16 protein-coding genes are annotated in these 19,841 nt (G+C 43.8%); 8 read left to right on the top strand and 8 right to left on the bottom strand.

All coding sequences use genetic code 11. The annotated features are described in order from the left end of the window. Window positions 1-16: 16 nt before the first annotated feature. The 4 genes from EPX21_RS08395 (at window position 17) to EPX21_RS08380 (ending at window position 5,428) form a co-directional block, all read left to right on the top strand. Entirely contained in the window at window positions 17-259 is a 243-nt protein-coding gene (locus EPX21_RS08395) for a hypothetical protein (RefSeq protein WP_134089216.1), read from the top strand. 236 nt (window positions 260-495) lie between these two features. Further along, a complete protein-coding gene (locus EPX21_RS08390; protein ID WP_134089215.1) occupies window positions 496-1,758 on the top strand; it encodes an NAD(P)/FAD-dependent oxidoreductase in 1,263 nt (420 codons plus the stop codon). 100 nt (window positions 1,759-1,858) lie between these two features. Beyond that, on the top strand, window positions 1,859-3,814 hold the full coding sequence (locus tag EPX21_RS08385) for a M1 family metallopeptidase (protein WP_134089214.1): 1,956 nt from the start codon (window positions 1,859-1,861) through the stop codon (window positions 3,812-3,814). Between the two features lie 339 nt (window positions 3,815-4,153). Continuing rightward, window positions 4,154-5,428 (top strand): BamA/TamA family outer membrane protein, encoded by a 1,275-nt coding sequence (locus tag EPX21_RS08380; RefSeq protein WP_240768608.1) that lies wholly within the window; start codon window positions 4,154-4,156, stop codon window positions 5,426-5,428. A gap of 41 nt (window positions 5,429-5,469) precedes the next feature. On the opposite strand, the gene EPX21_RS08375 is transcribed toward EPX21_RS08380, so the two are convergent. From EPX21_RS08375 to EPX21_RS08365, 3 genes are all read right to left on the bottom strand, one after another. Continuing rightward, complete coding sequence (locus EPX21_RS08375; protein WP_134089213.1) at window positions 5,470-5,685, bottom strand: DUF2905 domain-containing protein; 216 nt, start codon at window positions 5,683-5,685, stop codon at window positions 5,470-5,472. A gap of 80 nt (window positions 5,686-5,765) precedes the next feature. Then, window positions 5,766-7,259: a gluconokinase gene (locus EPX21_RS08370; RefSeq protein WP_134089212.1), complete on the bottom strand. Its 1,494-nt coding sequence runs from the start codon at window positions 7,257-7,259 to the stop codon at window positions 5,766-5,768. Window positions 7,260-7,433: 174 nt separating this feature from the next. After that, entirely contained in the window at window positions 7,434-9,728 is a 2,295-nt protein-coding gene (locus EPX21_RS08365) for a S9 family peptidase (RefSeq protein ID WP_240768606.1), read from the bottom strand. A 238-nt stretch (window positions 9,729-9,966) separates the two neighbouring features. Here EPX21_RS08365 and EPX21_RS08360 point away from each other — a divergent pair, with 238 nt between their 5' ends. Then, the gene (locus tag EPX21_RS08360) at window positions 9,967-10,164 is read left to right on the top strand and encodes a hypothetical protein (protein WP_134089210.1); all 198 of its coding nucleotides are present in this window, start codon (window positions 9,967-9,969) and stop codon (window positions 10,162-10,164) included. A 35-nt stretch (window positions 10,165-10,199) separates the two neighbouring features. On the opposite strand, the gene EPX21_RS08355 is transcribed toward EPX21_RS08360, so the two are convergent. From EPX21_RS08355 to EPX21_RS08340, 4 genes are all read right to left on the bottom strand, one after another. After that, window positions 10,200-10,421, bottom strand: a complete 222-nt coding sequence (locus EPX21_RS08355) for a hypothetical protein (RefSeq protein WP_134089209.1) — start codon at window positions 10,419-10,421, stop codon at window positions 10,200-10,202. Window positions 10,422-10,484: 63 nt separating this feature from the next. Then, entirely contained in the window at window positions 10,485-11,486 is a 1,002-nt protein-coding gene (locus EPX21_RS08350) for a hypothetical protein (protein WP_134089208.1), read from the bottom strand. Between the two features lie 100 nt (window positions 11,487-11,586). Continuing rightward, entirely contained in the window at window positions 11,587-12,363 is a 777-nt protein-coding gene (locus EPX21_RS08345; protein WP_134089207.1) for a LytTR family DNA-binding domain-containing protein, read from the bottom strand. After that, on the bottom strand, window positions 12,338-13,396 hold the full coding sequence (locus EPX21_RS08340; RefSeq protein ID WP_134089206.1) for a sensor histidine kinase: 1,059 nt from the start codon (window positions 13,394-13,396) through the stop codon (window positions 12,338-12,340). The genes EPX21_RS08345 and EPX21_RS08340 overlap by 26 nt, the downstream gene beginning before the upstream one ends. Window positions 13,397-13,680: 284 nt before the next feature. On the opposite strand from EPX21_RS08340, the gene EPX21_RS08335 reads away from it, so the two are divergent. After that, window positions 13,681-16,053 (top strand): FtsX-like permease family protein, encoded by a 2,373-nt coding sequence (locus EPX21_RS08335; RefSeq protein ID WP_134089205.1) that lies wholly within the window; start codon window positions 13,681-13,683, stop codon window positions 16,051-16,053. Window positions 16,054-16,062: 9 nt separating this feature from the next. Here EPX21_RS08335 and EPX21_RS08330 read toward each other — a convergent pair whose 3' ends face one another. Beyond that, complete coding sequence (locus EPX21_RS08330) at window positions 16,063-17,427, bottom strand: sulfatase-like hydrolase/transferase (protein ID WP_134089204.1); 1,365 nt, start codon at window positions 17,425-17,427, stop codon at window positions 16,063-16,065. 254 nt (window positions 17,428-17,681) lie between these two features. Between EPX21_RS08330 and EPX21_RS08325 the strand changes: the two genes are divergently transcribed. Both EPX21_RS08325 and EPX21_RS08320 read left to right on the top strand, forming a co-directional pair. Continuing rightward, entirely contained in the window at window positions 17,682-18,716 is a 1,035-nt protein-coding gene (locus EPX21_RS08325) for an LLM class flavin-dependent oxidoreductase (RefSeq protein ID WP_134089203.1), read from the top strand. A gap of 166 nt (window positions 18,717-18,882) precedes the next feature. Then, window positions 18,883-19,818, top strand: a complete 936-nt coding sequence (locus EPX21_RS08320) for an endonuclease/exonuclease/phosphatase family protein (RefSeq protein ID WP_370450945.1) — start codon at window positions 18,883-18,885, stop codon at window positions 19,816-19,818. The last annotated feature ends 23 nt before the right edge of the window (window positions 19,819-19,841 follow it).

Here is a 19,841-nt window from a genome sequence, read left to right as displayed (position 1 = left end):
TCATTATGTTTGTATAATGGAACAAACTTTAACACACCACCTGTTGAAGCAGCTACACGAAAGTGATTTTACTATTCTCTTTGCTGCAGGACAAAATCTGCAACAGCCCTGTATATTTGTACCGATTAATGTAGATATTGAGGATTTCCGAGAAATTGTGGCACTTCCGGAATATCAGGGGGATGCTTTCCTTATTATTGAAGAAGCATTGCAGCTGAATAAACAGAAGCTGACGAAACACAGTGTTATTACGGAATGATCCGGAGTATGACTGCCGCTATTTCAGGTCGAAGTCGATTTTTTCCACTTTTTCTATCGATTAGTCATCGTAACTTAATAAATTCATCTCTGGAAATAGTGCTTTCTTTTTCAAAATAAAACAATACGTAACTTGTAAAAGTTAGTATAACGCCCTTGTATGGCAGACCGTTGTTCGTTACAGTGGCTCCCTGCAACTTATTGGGTCTTGTTTGTTAAATTAAAAATTTCGCGTACATGAAAGTAGTTGTTGTTGGCGGCGGCTTTGCCGGCATTAATTTTATAAAAGCAATACAGTCTGATAAAAGGTTTGAAATCACCCTCGTCGATAAAAACAACTATCATTTTTTCCCACCTCTTCTCTATCAAGTTGCCTCTGCCTTTATTGAACCGTCCAACATAAGTTATCCATTTCGAAGAATGTTCCAGAAAAAAGAGAACCTACGTTTCCACATGGGCAGCTTGGTTCGCGTATACGCTGAAGAAAACTACATAGAAACGGATACAGGCACGCTAAGCTATGATTGCCTTGTTCTTGCCCTTGGCACCGAAACGAATTACTTCGGCATGGAATCGGTACAAAAAGATTCGCTTCCGATGAAGAGCATAGACGAAGCACTGTATCTGCGTAACCATATTCTGCTGAATATGGAGAAAGTTGTTCGGATGCAAAACACCAGCCTCAGAGATAAGCCATTAAACATTGTCGTGGCCGGCGGTGGACCGACAGGTGTTGAATTCGCCGGCATGTTGGCCGAGCTGGGCCGTTATATAGCCGTAAAGGAATATCCGGAAATAAAAGACCTTCGATCGCATATCTACTTGGTCAATTCAGGCCCGGTATTGTTGGGTCCCATGAGTAAAACCGCGCAACAAGAGGCAGAAAAGGTTTTGACCAAATTAGGTGTAAATGTCATTCTGAATGCTGCGGTAAAAGATTATGTGGATGGGCATGTTATTCTTTCCAATGGGCAGACAATAGAAACTGAATCACTGATATGGGCAACCGGAGTTATTGCCCGGGAGGTACCTGGGCTACCCGCCGATGCAATTACAAGGGGGCGTCGCATTATGGTGGACGCCTTTAATAAAGTAATGCATACCACGAATATTTATGCCATCGGCGATCTGTGCTACCAAACAAGCGATCCAAATTTCCCGGAAGGCCATCCACAGCTCGCTCAAGTGGCCATGCAACAAGGAAAATCGCTGGCAAAGAATCTATCACGCATCGCAAGCAACAAAGAACCCAAAGCATTCCGCTATAAAGATAAAGGTAGTATGGCTATCATTTCCAAGTATAACGCCGTTGCCGATCTACCTAAGTTTTCTTTTAAAGGCTTTTTTGCTTGGCTACTATGGCTGTTTATCCATATTATACCGCTAATCGGCTTCCGCAATAAAGTGAAGTTAATATCCAGTTGGATGTGGGCCTTCATTACAAATGATCCGACACTTCGTTTAATTTTCCGTCCATCTGCAAGCAAAAGAAAAAAATAATCTTTATGCTTTTTTCTGCATAGTCTGTTTATCTTTACCAAAAAACGGTAACATAAGACTGTTTAAACACAAAAAGCGGTCTATTATAATTTTTTTTTCGATGAAATCCTCCATAACCTTTGTCATTACCTGCCTTTTATTGATCAGCACCAGTGCCTTCGCACAATTTCGTCCAGAAAAGATTTTCGGACCCGACTTCTATACTTATAAGGGCGATAACTATAGAAGTGCAAGTGGTAAACCTGGTCCCGGCTATTGGCAAAACCGAGCCGACTACCGCATTAAAGCTTCGTTTGACACCTTGAATTACCGCTTACAGGGAGAAGTAGAAATCGATTACTATAATAACAGTCCGGACGAGTTGGATGCACTTTGGCTGCAACTGGACCAGAACAATAGCTTACCGACTGCCAGAGGGAATAGACTAAACGCTCCGACAAAGCCCGCAGATGAAGATAAAGGATATCGAATCAGCGAAGTCAAAATCGAACGAAACGGAGCCTGGATAAATGCCGACTACCTAATAGACGACACGCGAATGCAGGTCCGTCTGGCTGATCTGCCACTAAAAGCAGGCGAACAGCTTAAATTGGCTATCAAGTATGCCTACGTATTGCAAAAGCGCAGCGGAGGCGGTCGCTCCGGCTATCTCGACACTAAAAATGGAAAGATTTTTGAGTTTTCTTACTGGTATCCCCGACTCTGCGTGTACGACGACTATTCCGGTTGGAATACGCTCCCTTTTATGGGCAGCGGAGAAATGTATCTCGATTATGGCGACATCGATTTTTCGGTCACCGTTCCATCCGGCGCGCTGGTTGTTGGTACAGGTGATCTTATCAACAAAGAAGAAGTGTTCACTGAAAAAGTACTTAGTCGACTCGCCCAGGCCCAGGATTCGAACGTTACCGTTATGATTCGACCGGCATCCGAACTTCAGGAACGGCCAACAAAAACCAAGCAAGGTACAACGACTTGGCATTTTAACATGAAGAATACCCGCGATGCAGCATGGGCAATGTCTACCGCCTTTATTTGGGATGCCGCACGGATTAACTTACCTGAAGGCAAAACCGCCTTGGCACAGTCGGTATACCCCATCGAGTCGACGGCCGACTCGATCGCCTGGCCGCGGTCTACAGAAATGATCAAGGCGTCAGTAGAACATTACTCCAAAAAATGGTTTCCTTTTCCATACCTCGTAGCTACCAGTGTGGCAGGGCCTGTTGGAGGGATGGAGTTCCCCGGCATGGCGTTTAACGGCTATAAAGCCAAGCCCTATACCATGTATCTTTTGGCGTCGCATGAAATCGGACACACCTGGTTCCCTATGATTGTCGGATCGAATGAGCGCCGTTACCCCTTTATGGATGAAGGATTCAACACCTTTCTAAATATTTTGGCGCAAGAGGAATTCAATAATGGAGAATTTGCGCCTAAACGAGACGGCGAATACGCCCCAGGCGGTGGCCATCCCGCAGACGAAATTATTCAGGTAATTGCAGAAAGTGGGGAAGCTAATACCTTAATGACGCCTCCCGATGCGATGGAGCGCAAGTATGTACATCCCCTAGCGTATTTTAAATCTGCTTTCGGCCTGGTCTTATTGAGAGATGTAATCCTTGGGCCCGAAAAATTCGATTACGCCTTTCGGCAATATATTCATCATTGGGCTTTTAAACATCCACAACCTGCTGATTTTTTCCGCTCCATGGAGAACGGCACCGGTGAGGATTTATCCTGGTTTTGGCGGGGCTGGTATTACCATAACTGGCAGTTGGACCAAGCCATTAAAGAGGTTAGTTATGTAGACAACGAGCCCCAAAAGGGGGCCCTCATTACGGTCGAAAATAAACAGCAAATGGCTATGCCCATCTTAGTGCGTGTTAAAGAAAGTAACGGGGCTGTTCATAATTTCAGTGTTCCTGTGGAAGTTTGGCAACGAGGTGCTGAAGCGAAATTTAGCGTCGATACCGAATCTAAAATAGTTTCCGTTGAGCTGGATCCGGAGCACAAAATTCCAGATATCGATCGGTCAAACAATGTTTGGCAATAACGTTGTCAAGTTCTGCCTTGCACTGTTATGACCGCATAGCCTTTAGCTTTTAAACCGCTGCGATATACACAAAAGCCTGATTCGCCAAGTGAGTTGGCGACTAGAATGAAAGCGTACGGCTATGATTTCTCTTCGTGCCGCTTGTTTTATCGATGGAAATATTACACAGTTCATCTAAACATAAATAATCAATTCAATGTTATGGATATTGCTCGAACTAAGGCCATTTTGGAATTTTGGTTTGAAAATTGATTAGGTTCATCCGGAACATGTTTAAAAACAAATAGCATCATTTTGAAATTCAACAGCTCGTTTAATTCTTGGAAGCCGGTCCTTTATATGCTAAAGATTTGCCTGGGCATTTTTGCGTTGCTCCAAATATACCTAAATAGCTATGCGCAGGACACCACAGCAGTAAGAATAGGCGAACCTAAGCCAAAAGTTGATTCGACCTTCTATCAATACGATGTAGGTGATTTAATACGAAACATCATTCATCCCAAAAGGAAGCCCGATTCGCTCAAGAAAAAATCCGGCATTACGCCCATGCCCAATATAGCTTACAATCCGAGCATTGGAGCACAGATTGGGGTCAAAGCCGTGGCAGGAAAGGTTTTAGGCAACGATCCGAACACGCTCATGTCGGTTGCGGCTACTTCCGCCTCGATCACCACTAAAGGAATCATCTATTTTTACTTGAGCCATAATGTGTATACGCCGGGTAATAAATGGAACTTGCAAGGCAGTTTGGTAGCAGCGAGAACGGTATCGCCCGACTTCGGTATCGGAATTGGTCGAGCCGCAGGCGAAACAGATGAAGATCGCATATTAACCAATCCTGAACGGAGAGGATACACCCAACACGCACAATACTATAATTTTAGGGAAAAAATCTATAAGCAGATTCAGGAGAATCTGTTTCTGGGAGCTGGTGTCTCCTTTGATATTCGCAGAAAGATTGTAGACAGGCAAATAGATCAAGGACTGACTCCTTATCATATTTACAATGAGCGATATGGCTTTAAACAAGAAGACTATATGGCGAATGGCTTCCTGTTCAATGTGCAATATACAACGCGCGACAACCAGAATCGGGCTTACAATGGCATTTACTCGGACGTTGGTATCCGCGTTAATCAAAAGTGGATAGGTAGTAGCCAAAGCGCCGTGCTGCTGACCACCGATTTCCGTAAGTATTGGAGCCTCTCCGATCGCAATCCGGAACACGTTATTGCATTTTGGAACTGGGGATCTTATTTATTAAGTGGTGCACTCCCCTACTTGGAGCTTCCCGGAACCGGAAAAGACCCCAGTTTCCGAAGTGGCCGAGGCTATACCGTTTCTTATTTTAAGGGTCCCTTGTATTTTTATTCGGAAGTTGAATACCGTTTTCCCATTACCCGCAATAAGTTTCTCAGTGGCGTCACTTTTTTTCATGTACAAACAGCAAATGACGATTTAGGCACCAAATTATTTCAACGCTGGCAACCCGGTGGTGGCGCGGGCTTACGGGTACTTTTCAATAAAGCAACGCGTACCAACCTCTGTCTTGACTACGCTTTTGGTCGGTATGGTGCGCGCGGTTTTTTCCTTGGCTTAAACGAAGCTTTTTAATGACCTTATTTATTGCCAGAAAAACACGAAGCGGCCTAATTTCATCCTAGAAATTTCCGGTATAGCCAAATCAATAGGCTAACCACCACAGAAAGAATAATCATACTGGTGACAGGCATAAAAAAGGTAAAGCCCGGCTTCTCTATGCGAATATCGCCCGGGAGCCTGCCAAACCAGTTCCAGTTAAAGTCGACAAAGTGCATAACCAATCCAACAATAATCAGAAGGCTTCCTACATAAATCAACACCTTACTCATAACTCGTATTCGCTTAATATATGGGTCCAAACCCTTCTTAGGTTCTACATTCCTGTGCAATACGGCGAGCTTAAATCGCCTCAAAATTCGTCTTTCAACTTGGTATACAATCGCTCAAAAAGTTTAAAGTTCTCTATGTATACGGCATGGTTCGCCGGTTTTGGTACAAAGGACGAGATTGTCACATCTTGATCATTATAAAGTTCAAAGCCTTCGATTATTTGCAAGGCGTTCATGCCAACAATAGCCGCTCCCATCGCCGAGCTTTCTACCGTCTTCCTAACAAGCACATGTTTATTAAACACATCGGCGAGCATCTGTATCCAGTCTTCAGATTTAGCAAAACCACCGCTCACGAAAATGCGATCAATGGGGCCGGAAGTGTCTTCCAAGGCCTTGCCTACACTATATAGCCCAAAAAGAATTCCTTCCATCATCGCGCGTATAAAGTGTGCTTGCGTATGCTGCATTTGTACACCAAAAAACACGCCTTTCGCTTTTGCGTCCCAATGCGGAGCGCGCTCGCCCGATAAATAAGGTAAAAAAACCAAGCCATTGGCCCCCGGAGCTACCGAAGCCGCTTTTTTTGTCAGTAACGGAATAGCTTCTTCCAATGCTTGTCCATCGGATGAAATAAAGCCTTCCTGAAACCATTGCAAAATATTTCCGCCGTTATTAACCGCACCGCCCAAAACGAACATATCAGCGGATATTACATAGCTAAAAATCCGTTCTTTGGCATCTCTGGCGGGCTTTGCCGATACGACACGTATTGCACCGCTCGTTCCAATTGTAACCGATGCAACTCCAGGCCTGGTGGCCTGCGCGCCAATATTCGCTAAACAACCGTCACTTCCTCCGATTATGAAAGGCAAATCTGCCGGTAATTGCATTAAATTGGCGTAATATACATCTAACCCCCTGAGAGTATATGTTATGGGTACCAGCGCTGAAAGTTGGTCGCTGGAAATGCCTACCAAAGACAAAGCGGGGCCATACCATTGTTGTTTGTCCGTTTCGAGCAAGCCTGTAGCGGAGGCAATTGATACATCGATAAGATATCGTCCGAATAATTTGAAAAACACATATTCTTTGATGGAAATGAATTTATGTGCACTATCAAAAATATCGGTCCTGTTTTCTTTCATCCAACCCAATTTGCAAAGCGGCGACATTGGGTGAATCGGGGTCCCCGTTTTCAAATATATATCATGACCTAAAGCTGTACCTTTTAACTGCGTAGCGAACCGTTCACTTCTGGTATCTGCCCAGATGATGCAATTGGATAACGGCTTTCCTTCCTTATCCACAGCTAACAAGCCATGCATAGCGCTACTAAAACTGACACCAAGTACGCTGCCCTTAATGGAACTTTTGTCCATCATTTGGCTCACCTCCCTAATAGCGTTAACCACCGCATCGAACAAGACTTCAGGATCTTGCTCACTATAGGCTGGCAGCGGTGAAATGATTGAATAAGATATACGATGTTCGGCCAATACTTGTCCGCGTAAGCCGAAGGCCAAAGCCTTTGTACTAGTGGTTCCGATATCTACAGCAATAACATAGTCCATATAAGCAAAGTCGCAGCTTTATAGCAACAATTTCGTTCGTTCAACAGAGACGAAATTTGCAAAGCATAAATATAACGGTTGCTTCTCTACTTAAAGAGTTTTAACGTATAAAAATATGATGCAAGTGCTATAGCGCCATTGACTCATCTACTAAAGACCGATTTATTTGCATTGTTATTGAAATGACCAACGCTCTCGCCCCATCTCGTTTTTAAAAGACAGCTCACCCGCATTCCAGCGGGGTGGTTCTACATTTAACAGATGCTTCACAAAGAAATCCCGTTTTTTCATACGTCCATAGGCGCCGCCGTCGCTATGCCCCATACCTGGCACCGCGAGAAAATCAAAGTCTTTCCCTGCCTTAATTAAAGCATCGGCTACCCTGTATGACGATTCAGGTGGCACATTGGTATCGTTTTCTCCAACAATTAGCAGCAAATCTCCCTGTAATTTGTGCGCGTTAGTTACATTAGATTGTGCTGCATAATGCTTACCGATCGGATAGCCCATCCACTGCTCGTTCCACCATTGCTTGTCCACGCGGTTATCATGGCAGCCGCAAGCGGCAACGCCGGCCTTGTAAAATGTGGAATGGAATAACAGGGCTGAAACCGTATTTTGACCGCCGGCCGAAGTTCCATAAATGCCAACGCGGGAGGTATCGGCCTGCGGATATTTTTCCGCCAAAGCCTTCATCCATAAAATCCGATCTTCCAGTCCGGCATCCGCAATATTTTGCCAGCACACGTCATGAAAAGCCTTCGATCGGTTGGCCGTTCCCATACCGTCAATCATAACAACGATAAAGCCCAATTCGGCCAAACTTTGCATCTCGCTATAGGGTACAAACGACTTGGGTACAAAGGAATCGTGCGGTCCTGCATAAATGTTTTCCAATATGGGATACTTCTTAGTCGAATCCAAGTCGGAAGGCCTGCTTACCATGCCCCAGATGTCGGTTTTACCGTCTCGACCCTTTGCAACGAAAACTTCCGGCTGACGCAGTCCGATTTTTTCGTATTGTAAAACATCCGCTTCTTCTAAAACGGCAAGCTCTTTGCCATCGCTACTTCGTCTCAGTTTCGTAACGGGCGCCGTATTTAAAGTAGAATAGGTGTCTATATAGAACCTTTTGTCCGGAGAAAATGTCACCTCATGATTAGCGCGTTCAGGACTGAGTTTGCGCAGGTTCTCCCCGTCGAAGCTCATCCGATAATGATGAACGAAATAGGGGTCCTCGCCTGCTTCCATACCACTGGCGGAAAACCATACTTCTTTTTTATTCACATCCACACTATCAACTCCCCGAACTACCCAATTGCCTTTAGTGATCTGCTTTTCGGCGCCCGAAACAAGGTCGACAAGGTAGAGATGCCGCCATCCATCCTTTTCCGATGAGCGAATTAACCAGTTTGTCCCTTCGGGATAATAGGTGTATTGCCTATCCAAATAGATGAATGTATCACTCTTTTCATCGACAATTGGTTTTGCTTGTCCGGTACGAGCGTCTACCTCCATAACGCGGAACCGCTGATGGCCACGATCAAACTTTTCGTAGAAAAAAAAGTTCGGATCGTCATGTCGCCAATGTAGCTCTGGTGGCCTATTAGGAAAATCAATACGCTCCGTTTTCACCTGACTTGCTTTCTTTTGATCGATCGAAAAAACAAACAAGTCGTAGCTCGTAAAGGGATCGCCCGGCTGTTTATACGGTTGGGCGCTCAATACGCCGCGGGTGGTTCCCGGCACTGACGTCAAAATAACATATACGGACGAATCTTTGACGGGATGGATGTGATAGCCCGCCAGATACTTGCTGTCGGGACTCCATTGAATAGCACCGTAAGGCACTGAATCGGAACCATTATAGGTGAATTGTATCGGCTGACCTCCGTCGAGGGGCTTTGCAAACAAATTTCCGTGTTCGATATAGGCTTCCCACTTTTTATCAGGCGATTGCTTACTATACCGAAAACCATGCGATCTCCTGTTAGCTCGCCTTCCGGGCGCAGTTTGATCGGTTGTTTTCACTTTTGCATTAATCGGAAAACATCTATTTTCTCTAGGTAAGAATGCGAACCACTTACCTTCTATCTCCAGGTGAATTTCATTTTTTTCGGGCAGCATTATATCGGATACCCATAAGCGTTGTTCGTCTGCCTTGACATCGATTTTTCTCAAAGCAGCAGCGACTCGCTTTTTATCTAAGAGCGGGCGCTTTCGCCCCGTTATGGCGTCTACATAGACGTATTCAGTCGTACTGTCTTGAAGAACATTCCGATACCAGAAAGATGTTCCCTTGTTCAACCAGTGCGCCTCCACTGTCGATTTAAAAACAATGTTCTTCGTCAAACTGTCTAACTTCATTGCCCGCTTATAGCGGTCTACTATTTCCGCATGTGAGGGGTTAAACGGGAGGGGTGCCTGCGCTTTTACTAGCACACTGGAGAAAAAGGTTATGAATAGCATAACCATGCCGACGTTTATATGCATAAGGATACGAAAAACAGCAAATTTATAACACCATTAATCGTAAAACTTCTTAATATTTAACCAATCACACCCTATCTTTAACAAAAAAGACCTATAAGAACGCTGAACAAGCGAAAAGACAAGCGTTAGGGCGCGGTATATTCATAAATTTTTCAGTTGGCTCAATAAAATTTTTATCTTTATCGCTTTCGCTACCGTCTCAGATTTTAAACGTATGACAAAGTTTCTCAAAATAGTACATCCCACCGGATTGATTGAATGGATACATGTTGATCAAATCTTTTCCTTCTATGCATTAGAAAATCCCTCTCCTACCCAACAGACCATCCTAAACCTTGTTAACGGAAACAAAGTGACTATATCACAGACAACTGACGAAATACTGAGGCAATTGCAAATCGGTATTAAATAGGCAGTAAGCCCCGCTCCCCTCCAGCACAGGCAAAATCACCAAGTCAGCACTTCGCAAAATACGCCCTTTTCCGTTAATGCGTCGATGATTTTCGCTGAAATATCCCTTTCCGCACAAACGCGAAGGACTTTATCGCAATCTTCCAAATCCACCGTCCAACTAGCGGTTTCCGGAAACTTATTCATGATCGCGGCGATACGCCTTTTCTCTTCGACGGAAGAGATGGATGTTTTAAATATTAAAATCTCTTTCTTCATCTCTTTATCATTTTAAGACCAGACAGCCGGGTTATCGCTGCACAGCTTGGTCAATAAACAAACTTATTTTCCACTACCATCTTTCGGTTTAAAAAGATACGGCATAGCCCATGACATATGGAAATTAATATAAGGCACTGTGTTATTTTTAGTATCAAAAAGATAATCACTATTTCTATTGTATACTTTCAACATCCTTGCCTGGATCGTACTACGAAAGCCCGTACGTACACCTAGCATAAGTTTCCCGAACATCCGCTCGTAGCCAACGCCGCTAAATAAATCAGTATAACGATACTCGTAATTACCGATCAACTGCGTCGATTCAGGAGCAAAGAAACCGTTTCCATACAATTCCGTCCCAATCGAAAGCCAACCATTCAAAAAGCCGGCTTTTCTAAGTATAATCTTCTGTGGCAAAAGGACATCGGCTTCCCATAAAGGATTATTGAATCGATGCCAATAGGTAAACATCGGTATAATAGGCAAAGCCATAGAAGGGTCGAGCAGATACAAAAGACCGAGTGAATAACGGGTTTGCAGACCCTTCACAAATATGACCGAAGAGGAGCCAATTACTGATACTCTTTTAATATGAATAAGATTGGGACTTGACAGTATTATACTAGCCGTGTGGATGACCGGTTTCCTCCATAAAACACCCTGGTAAATACCGCTCAATGTTAAGTCAACGTCATTCACCTGCATCGTGTTTTTAACAAGCGGATTAGAAGGGGCTTCTCGTGTATAATTCGAGATATCTTCATGTGTATATAATATACTGGTAGAAAAGGTCAGTTTTTTCTGTTGATACACCGGCGTTGACGCAAAAGCCCTAAAGCGAGTGACCTGAGCCTGTCCTTCTCCAAGGATTTCTTTGTTCCTGTCTCTTTGTGTGTAATCGGCATTATTTACACGCTCATACTGCAATATGAGCGGCCTTATTAAAGGATAGCTCGGTAACCTCGGGATCGCTACGCTATCTTTTATTTGCGCCGGCGAAAACAGCGGAAAGAGGGTCGATATACTAAACAGCAGGCTTTGAATGCTAACTAAGTGTCTCATTACTTCAAAGATGCCGGAAAGAACTTCGAAAGGAAAGTTAAAAAGGGCCGAAGCGGACAAATTTGTCTTGGAAAGAAATAAAAAGCTGATTGGATTGTTTTTAAAGCGCTCTACCGAAATCCCCAGTTAGCCACGACAAGAATAGCGGTGATTTCTCTTTACTCACTGTAATGGTGCGCTGGTGTGAAATCGTCAAATAAACGATGAGCTTGCGCGACAAAGAGTAAGAAGCATGTTTAATCGCCTCTCTATTAAGCAGGTATTGCCTATTAACGCGAAAAAAATCGGTTCCCATCACACGCTCTAACTCTTCCAGTGACTTTCCTACCGTATACGTTTGCCCACTAAAAGTAGAAATAAAGGTACCTTCGTGTTCAATATAGAAGAGCGCTATCTGTTGTAGAGGCAAGGGAATAATTTTATCTTTTTGATTAACCAATAAGGATATCGGTTTCTGGTTTATCTTTTCTAATAGATCGCGGTAGAAACCTTGTGGCAAGGTCAAATTTGCCGTAAAGTTTCGCTTCAGCGCATAATATTTCGCTAAAGCGTCTGATACCGCGTTTTTTGTGACTGGTTTTAACAAGTAATCGATGCCATTAGTGCGAAAAGCATCTAACATGTATTCGTCATAGGCCGTACAGAAAATCACGGGGGTCTCGATACGAGCCGCATCAAATATTTCAAAACTCAGCCCGTCCCCCAATTGAATATCCGAAAAAATTAAGTCAGGCAAAATGTGTTGCTTTAGGTACGAAATCCCTTCCTTTACCGAAACGAGTACTTTTACAATATTTGCCTCGCCGTCTGATTGTTTAATAGCTGTCAGCAAATCATCAGCGGCAAGCTCTTCATCTTCTATCAACAAGATATTCATTTGCGAGTATTTTTATTTTTACGAAAAAAGCATCCGGGTACTGTTCAATTTTAATTTCATCTTCCGAAATCATTCGATAGCGCTCTGCTAAATTAGAAAGACCACTGCCGGTCGATTCTACCACATAGTTTCTTTCAATTCTGTTATTTTTCACTACGATAAAATCGTCTTCTTGAAAAATGTGAATAAGTAAAGGCATTTCCTTCGTAAACCCATTATGTTTAATCGCGTTCTCCGCCAAGGGCTGTAAGGAAAAAAGGGGCAACACCCCTCTTTCAAGTAATTCGGAAGATAAATCGATTTGATAGCTTAAAGCGCCTTTAAAGCGAATCTTTTGCATTTCCAAGTAATCCTCACACAACTTCACTTCATGCTTTAAGGTCGACAAGCCCTGTTGATGTGCGGTGACGGAGACGCGCAAAAAATCTGACAACCGAAGCAAATACACCTCTGCCGTTGCACTATCCTTTCGGATCAGCGCTTTCAAAGTGCTTAAGGCGTTAAAAAGAAAATGTGGGTGAATCTGTTGTCTTAAGAGTTGATTTGCGGCGTCGGTTCTTGCTTTTGCCAATCGTGAGCTCTCCAACTCATGCTGGACCTTGGCATGCTGGGCCATTGCAAAGTACAACCAAAGTAAAACCACCAGGTTTAACATACAGGCCTGCAAGGCAAGATAGACGTATCGCAAGCCTCCATGAAGCCCGGCTAACTGAATCTTATCGAACAAGTCGTCGTTTAAAAGGCTATCATGAATCGCCTTAACTATATAAACAACCAGTATACTGAGCACAAAGCTAAGGACTTTTATCCACAGAGGTGATTTCAAGGGATCTTCCGGCTTGGCACCTAAATGAAGAAAGATGTTAAGTAAACAAACGAGAAAGATCGCAAAAAAGGAAGAGATCGACTTGTCTAACACCTGCCACGTCGGCACACCTTCCATTATCGCAGACAGCATTACCAAGGTGGATACCATGCCAGTAAACAACAAACTTTGTTTAATAACGTTACGAACAGGGAGATCTATCTTCATTGTAGACAAAGATAATTTTACCTCGAACAACTTATCCTTTAAAAATCGCTGAAACGGACAAATTCATCCTTCATCCGTCTTTTTATGGCAATAGCATTACATAATTATGCAGTTCATTGTGTGGGCTTTCACTCGGGGCTATGCCACATTATTGTTCGTATCCGTATAGCAAGTGTCCGTTATCGAACACTTACATGGAAAGGATCACTCCCATACAGCAACTCAACTCCCATTTTTCATTTTGGCAGTTAACTTGAGGAACAGACAAGAAATACCTGCTCTATATGATACTTAACTATTTTAAAGCGGCTTGGCGTAATATGCTATCCAACAGACTTTATAGTTTGGTCAACATATGCGGACTCTCCATCGGCTTGGCAACAGCGGTCCTACTCTTGTTATGGGTACAAGACGAAAAAAGTTACGACCAACAACACAAAGATTATGAGCGTATCTACAAAATCAACGCGCACTTTGACAATGGCGAAGGCGCCGTTTGGGAGGGAGTGCCCGGCCCCTTATTCGTCTATGGTAAAACGATCCCCGGTATTGAGTCGATGGTCCGCATCTATGACGAGTACAATCAAATTATTGCCTCCTCAAATCGAGAAAAAATTCTAGACGGATTCCATATTGCCTGTGTAGATAGCACCTTTTTTAATGTATTCGATTTTCCGATCATAGCAGGCAATCCGGCCCATTTCTTTTCAGACAATAAGGCAATAGCGTTGACCGAATCAATGAGCAAAAAATTCTTTGGCAATACACCTGCCCTCGGCAAAGTACTTCAATATTACGGTAGCAATTTTACGGTTAAAGCGGTTCTCGCCGACTTTCCCACTAGTTCATCCCTCCGCTACGATGCGCTTGTTCCAATGGGATTTTACGAAGAGGTCTTTACCGCTAATGGAGGGAATGGCGATTGGAAGACGATTGATCAGGATTTAGGCAATTACGCTTTTTCAACGTTTGTAAAGCTTCAAAAGGATGCAAGGCCGACAGTCGTTAGTGAATCTTTGTCTGCTGCTTACAAAAAAGCTCGAAACGGTGATAGCAGCACCTTATATGTGCTACAAAATCTATCCACGCTGCATCTTATTGCAGCAGACGGTAATGATGCAGCTGCCAAGATGGTGCAGATCTTTTTTTTGGTGGCCATATTAGTCTTAGCCATAGCAGCTATTAATTATATCAACCTCTCGACCGCCCGTGCGCTCACGCGCGCGCATGAAGTCAGTATTCGAAAGATTGTCGGCGCGCCCAAATTCCAACTGTTCTTACAATTTATCCTTGAAACCTGCCTCCTCTTTGTTATTGCACTGTCACTTGCCTTGGCTATGATTGTTATGTTGATGCCCCTCTATAACCAAATATCCGGCAAAGATCTGTCTTTTAGTATACACAACGAACACTTATGGAAAGTAATTGGTTTTGCTGCCTTGGGCACATTAGTAGCATCTTCCATTTATCCGGCAATCCTCTTATCTTCATTTCATCCTATCAAAACGTTAAGAGGCAAATACGGTCAAGCTTTTGGCACTGCGTTTTTTCGGAAGGCTTTGGTGATATTCCAATTCTGCATCGCTATTATGCTCATTGTGGCGACTATTACGATTGGAAAACAGCTGGACTTTATCCGACAAAAGGATGTCGGATTTGATAAGACGGCCGTGTTTACTGTGGGCCTCAGCGATGAAGTCTCGCAGCATGCCGATGCAATTGTAAACGAATTAATTCGACGTACGGATATTATTAATGTATCGCAATCAGAGATTTCGGACATCCATAATTTACAATCCTCTACAAGCGATCTGGAGTGGCAAGGCAAGCCCCAAAACAGCAATTTTCTGATTTCACAGGCAACCATTGATAAGAACTTCATTCCAACAATGAACATACAACTATTGGAAGGAGCCAATTTGACAGGGACAGCTGCCGACAGTAACCGTTACATTGTCAATGAAAGGGCTGTAGAAGAAATGGGACTTGAAGCCCCTTATATCGGACAAGAACTTACCTTTCACGGTAGAAAAGGCGTATTGCATGGTATAGTAAAAGATTTCAATTTCAGGCCTCTTAGAGAAAAAATAACTCCGCTGCTTTTCTTTTCGTGGTGGAGGGGAAATACACTATACGTCCGCAGCACTGCTACCAATATATCCTCTGCGCTGAAAGCAACAGCAAGTATTTACAAAAAATATGCAGGGAACATTCCCTTTAACTACAAATTTGTTGACGAGCAATTCGAAGAAAAATATCGTACAGACCAGCGCACGGCGACACTCTTTACAATGTTCGCCGGTATAGCAATTGCCATATCTTGCCTTGGTTTGTTTGGATTAGCCACCTATACCGCGCGGGTAAGAACGAAAGAAGTCGGCGTCAGGAAAGTGCTGGGTGCAAGTGTAGTGGACATTATGCAGCTGTTCACCAAAGAATCGGTTCGCCTGATTCTGCTCTCTGTTATTATTGCTTCTCCATTAGCATGGCTGATTATGTACAAATGGCTGGAAAATTACGCTTATCGTACCCCCTTACCTTGGTGGAGTATCCTCTTAGCGGGCTTTGCGGCGCTATTGATCACAATCATGACCGTTGGCATTCAAGCGTTTCGGGCAGCCAGTGCCAATCCGGTCGATAGCCTTAAAGAAGAGTAGAAATAAGAGCTACTTTGATGTCGCGTTGAATGCATCGAACAATATTTTCAGCTCCTTTGTTTTGTCAGGAAACTCATCGATCACATTGGTTCGTTCACTCGGATCATAGGACACATTGAACAGTTCCTTGGCAGCGGGATAAGGCTTTCCGGAATTATTATTCACCCCTGCCGGTAACTCACGATATTTCCAGCTGCCTACTCTTACTGCTTCTGCCTTACCGTGATTAACCAAATAGATAGGCCGATGTTCAAAAAACCGTTCTTTCACTTCACCTGTTAACAGGGGCGCTATTGACTGCCCGTCCAATTCTCGCTGTTCCGGAAGCCGGGCGCCGGTCCAATCGGCTATAGTTGGCAGTACATCCAAATTACTGATAGCATGGCGCAACATCGAACCCCTTGGCGTATGATCTTTCCAATAAACAATAAACGGCACGCGTACACCCCCTTCATACGTTTGCGCCTTGGAACCCCTAAACATGCCCGCCGTACCAGCATGCCAATTTTTTGTAACGCCATCTCCGCCCATTCTAACGGGATATTCTATCCAAGGGCCATTGTCACTCGAAAAAATAAAGATGGTATTATCAGCCAGCCCTTGCGCTTCTAAAGCCTTCCACATCAACGCCAACTGCTTATCCAAGTCCTCTACCACTGCGCCCAGTGCACCTCCAAATTGTAACTGCTTCATACGGTCGGCCTCCGCCGCTAAAGCTACCGGTAAATGCGGCATATTGTGGGCATAGTATAGAAAAAAAGGTTGATCCTGTTGTTGCTGTTTGATAAAGCGGATGACTTCTTCACTGTAAATTCGGCTTAAATTGGAATCATCAGGCCGTTGAATTTCGGACTTACGGTTTCGAAAAATCTTGATAGCTGTGTCTGTTTTCACATAAGGATCGCGGTAATCATGACTATACAACATACCGAAAAAAGAATCGAAGCCTTGCGCAGTTGGGTGATGAAAGTCGTGCTCATCGCCTAAATGCCATTTTCCGATTAAGGCCGTACGATAGCCTACTTCCTTTAGCATTTCTGCTATAGTGACTTCCTCGTCAGGTAGGCCAAGCGGTGAACCCGGACCTATCGGATCCGGAAGATTATAGCGTGAGGCATAACGCCCGGTCAGCAACGATGCACGAGACGGTGTACAAGAAGGGCTGGTTACCATATAGTCGGTAGCCCGTATACCGTTGGCAGCCATCGAGTCAAGAAAAGGAGTCGCTATACTTGGGTTCCCATAACAGCTTAAGTCTGAATATCCTAAATCGTCAGCCAGAACAAAAATAATATTAGGTCGTTCCTGGGCCTTTCCCCAGGAGATAAGAACGAAGCAGCACAAGACCGCAAGCGCAAATTTTTTAGCTACCATAGACCGTAAATTTATACATTCGTTGCGGAACTACCAACCGACGCTTTGCGCGATTCATATAATTTCTTATCATACATCAATAACGGATCTCTAGATAAGTAGTTACCTTTGATTCCTTGAGATTGAGAATTTAAGAAAGCTATCCGTTTTCTGTTCCTTACAGGAACACATCTTAAGTTAGTGTGTTAAGTGTGTAAGTGCAGGGTTGCGCATCATAAAAGCTCATAGTCGTTTAATTTTTTAAAATACTAATAATGGAAATAGGTTTAAGCATGTTTGGCGATTTGGCTTACAATCCGGAAACAAAAACTTTCCAGTCGGCCAAAGAACGAATAAAAGAAATATTGGAAGAAATTCAATTGGCAGATGAGGTAGGGTTAGACGTTTTCGGTCTGGGCGAGCATCATCGTCCCGATTTTGCCATATCAAGTCCGGAAATCGTCTTAGCGGCCGCGGCAAGTGTAACCAAACAGATCAAGCTCACCAGTTCAGTTACCGTGTTGAGTTCGACCGACCCAGTCCGAACTTACCAGAATTTCGCCAGTGTCGACCTGATATCAAACGGTCGAGCTGAAATCACTGTCGGTCGGGGAAGTTTTACGGAATCCTTCCCGCTATTTGGATATAATTTAAACGACTATAACGGACTTTTTGCGGAAAAATTAGAGCTGCTGCTCGCCATTAACAAGCATGAAGTAATTACTTGGAAAGGTAGATTTCGCGCACCTTTACAAGAGCAGCAAGTGCTTCCCAGGGCGACAAACGGTGGTTTGGACATTTGGATCGCCGTTGGCGGTACGCCACAATCGGTTATGCGTGCCGGACGCCTAGGTTTGCCACTGATTATCGCCATTATTGGTGGTATGCCCGTGCAGTTCAAACCCTTTTTCGACTTGTATAAACAAGAGTATCTACAAGCGGGGCACGACCCAGCTCAAATGCGAGTGGCTACCCATTCGCATGGATTGATAGGTGAGCACGGACAAGCACTGGCTGATCGATATTTTCCGCTGTATGCTCAACAGATGGACCGTATCGGGAAAGACCGCGGATGGGCACCATACTCCAAGGAACAGTTTGAGGGAGGCAGAAGCCGAGACGGCGCACTCTTTATTGGCGACGTAAACCAAGTCGTCGACAAAATTCTTTATCACCAAGAGCTATTCGGTTTGACACGCTTTCTGTTACATGCGGATGTTGGCGCACCTCCCCATAAAGAGCTGATGAAGACTATTGAGCTACTGGGCACAAAAGTAGCGCCGGCGGTTCGCAAAGCTTTAGGCAAATAACAAAAACATGCCGCCCGGCTTTGTTTTCACTTCAAAATGCATAGTTTTGTGTAGAGCCCTGAGGCAGCGTAACCAAATAATCGTTCCCGTTTTACTATTGTTTCAATAAAAGAGCAATAGTTTGGCGTTTACGCTAAATCAATTTAGCTACAAAAAACAAAAATATATGATGTATTTACTCAAGAAAAGGTGTCAATTGCTGTTTATCAGCCTCTGCTTTGTTTCAACCAGTTTATTTGCACAACGCATACAAGTTGCGAGTTATAACATACGCAATGATAACAACAAAGAAGATGCGGCACGTGGTGATGGATGGCAACAGCGGTACCCTATCATCAGTGACATGATTCGCTTTCATGGATTCGACGTTTTCGGTACGCAGGAAGGATTGCATCACCAGTTAGAAGACCTAAAGAAAAGCTTACCAAACTATGCCTACACCGGAATTGGACGTGACGACGGAAAGCAGGCAGGCGAATACTCCGCAATATTTTACGATAAAGAAAAGTTCAATTTATTAGATCATGGTGATTTTTGGCTGTCTACGCAAACCGATCAACCTAACAAAGGATGGGATGCCGTTTTACCACGAATTTGCAGCTGGGCTAAATTACAATTAAAAGAAAACGGAAAGACACTCTATTTTTTTAATGTGCACTTCGATCACGTCGGTACGACTGCCAGAAAAGAAAGCGCTAAACTTATTTTAAGTAAGGTTAAAGAATTAGCGGGAAATCACACCGCCATTCTCACGGGAGATTTTAACGTCGATCAGCATAGCGACAGTTATCAAGTCCTACAAGAATCAAGCATTTTACAGGACGCTTTTGAGGCTGCTCCTTTTAAGTACGCCACGAATGGTACTTTTAATAATTTTAATCCGAACAGTAAAACGGACAGCCGTATCGATCATATTTTTTTAACGGCAGATTTTAGGGTGCTGAAATATGGCATTTTAACAGACAGCTATCGTTCTCCTTTACAGCATCCAGAGGAAGCTTATCAGTCAGGCAATTTCCCTAAAGAAGTACGCTTACAAGACCACCGTGCCCGCGTACCTTCCGATCATTTTCCGGTTATGGTAAGTCTTGAAATGCCTTAACCCTACTCCTTGTTAATCTCTAT

The organism is Olivibacter sp. XZL3 (assembly GCF_004368405.1).
Classification (GTDB): Bacteria; Bacteroidota; Bacteroidia; order Sphingobacteriales; family Sphingobacteriaceae; genus Olivibacter.
The sequence above is the reverse complement of the archived record's forward strand: the minus strand, read 5'-3'. Positions and strand labels throughout refer to the sequence as shown.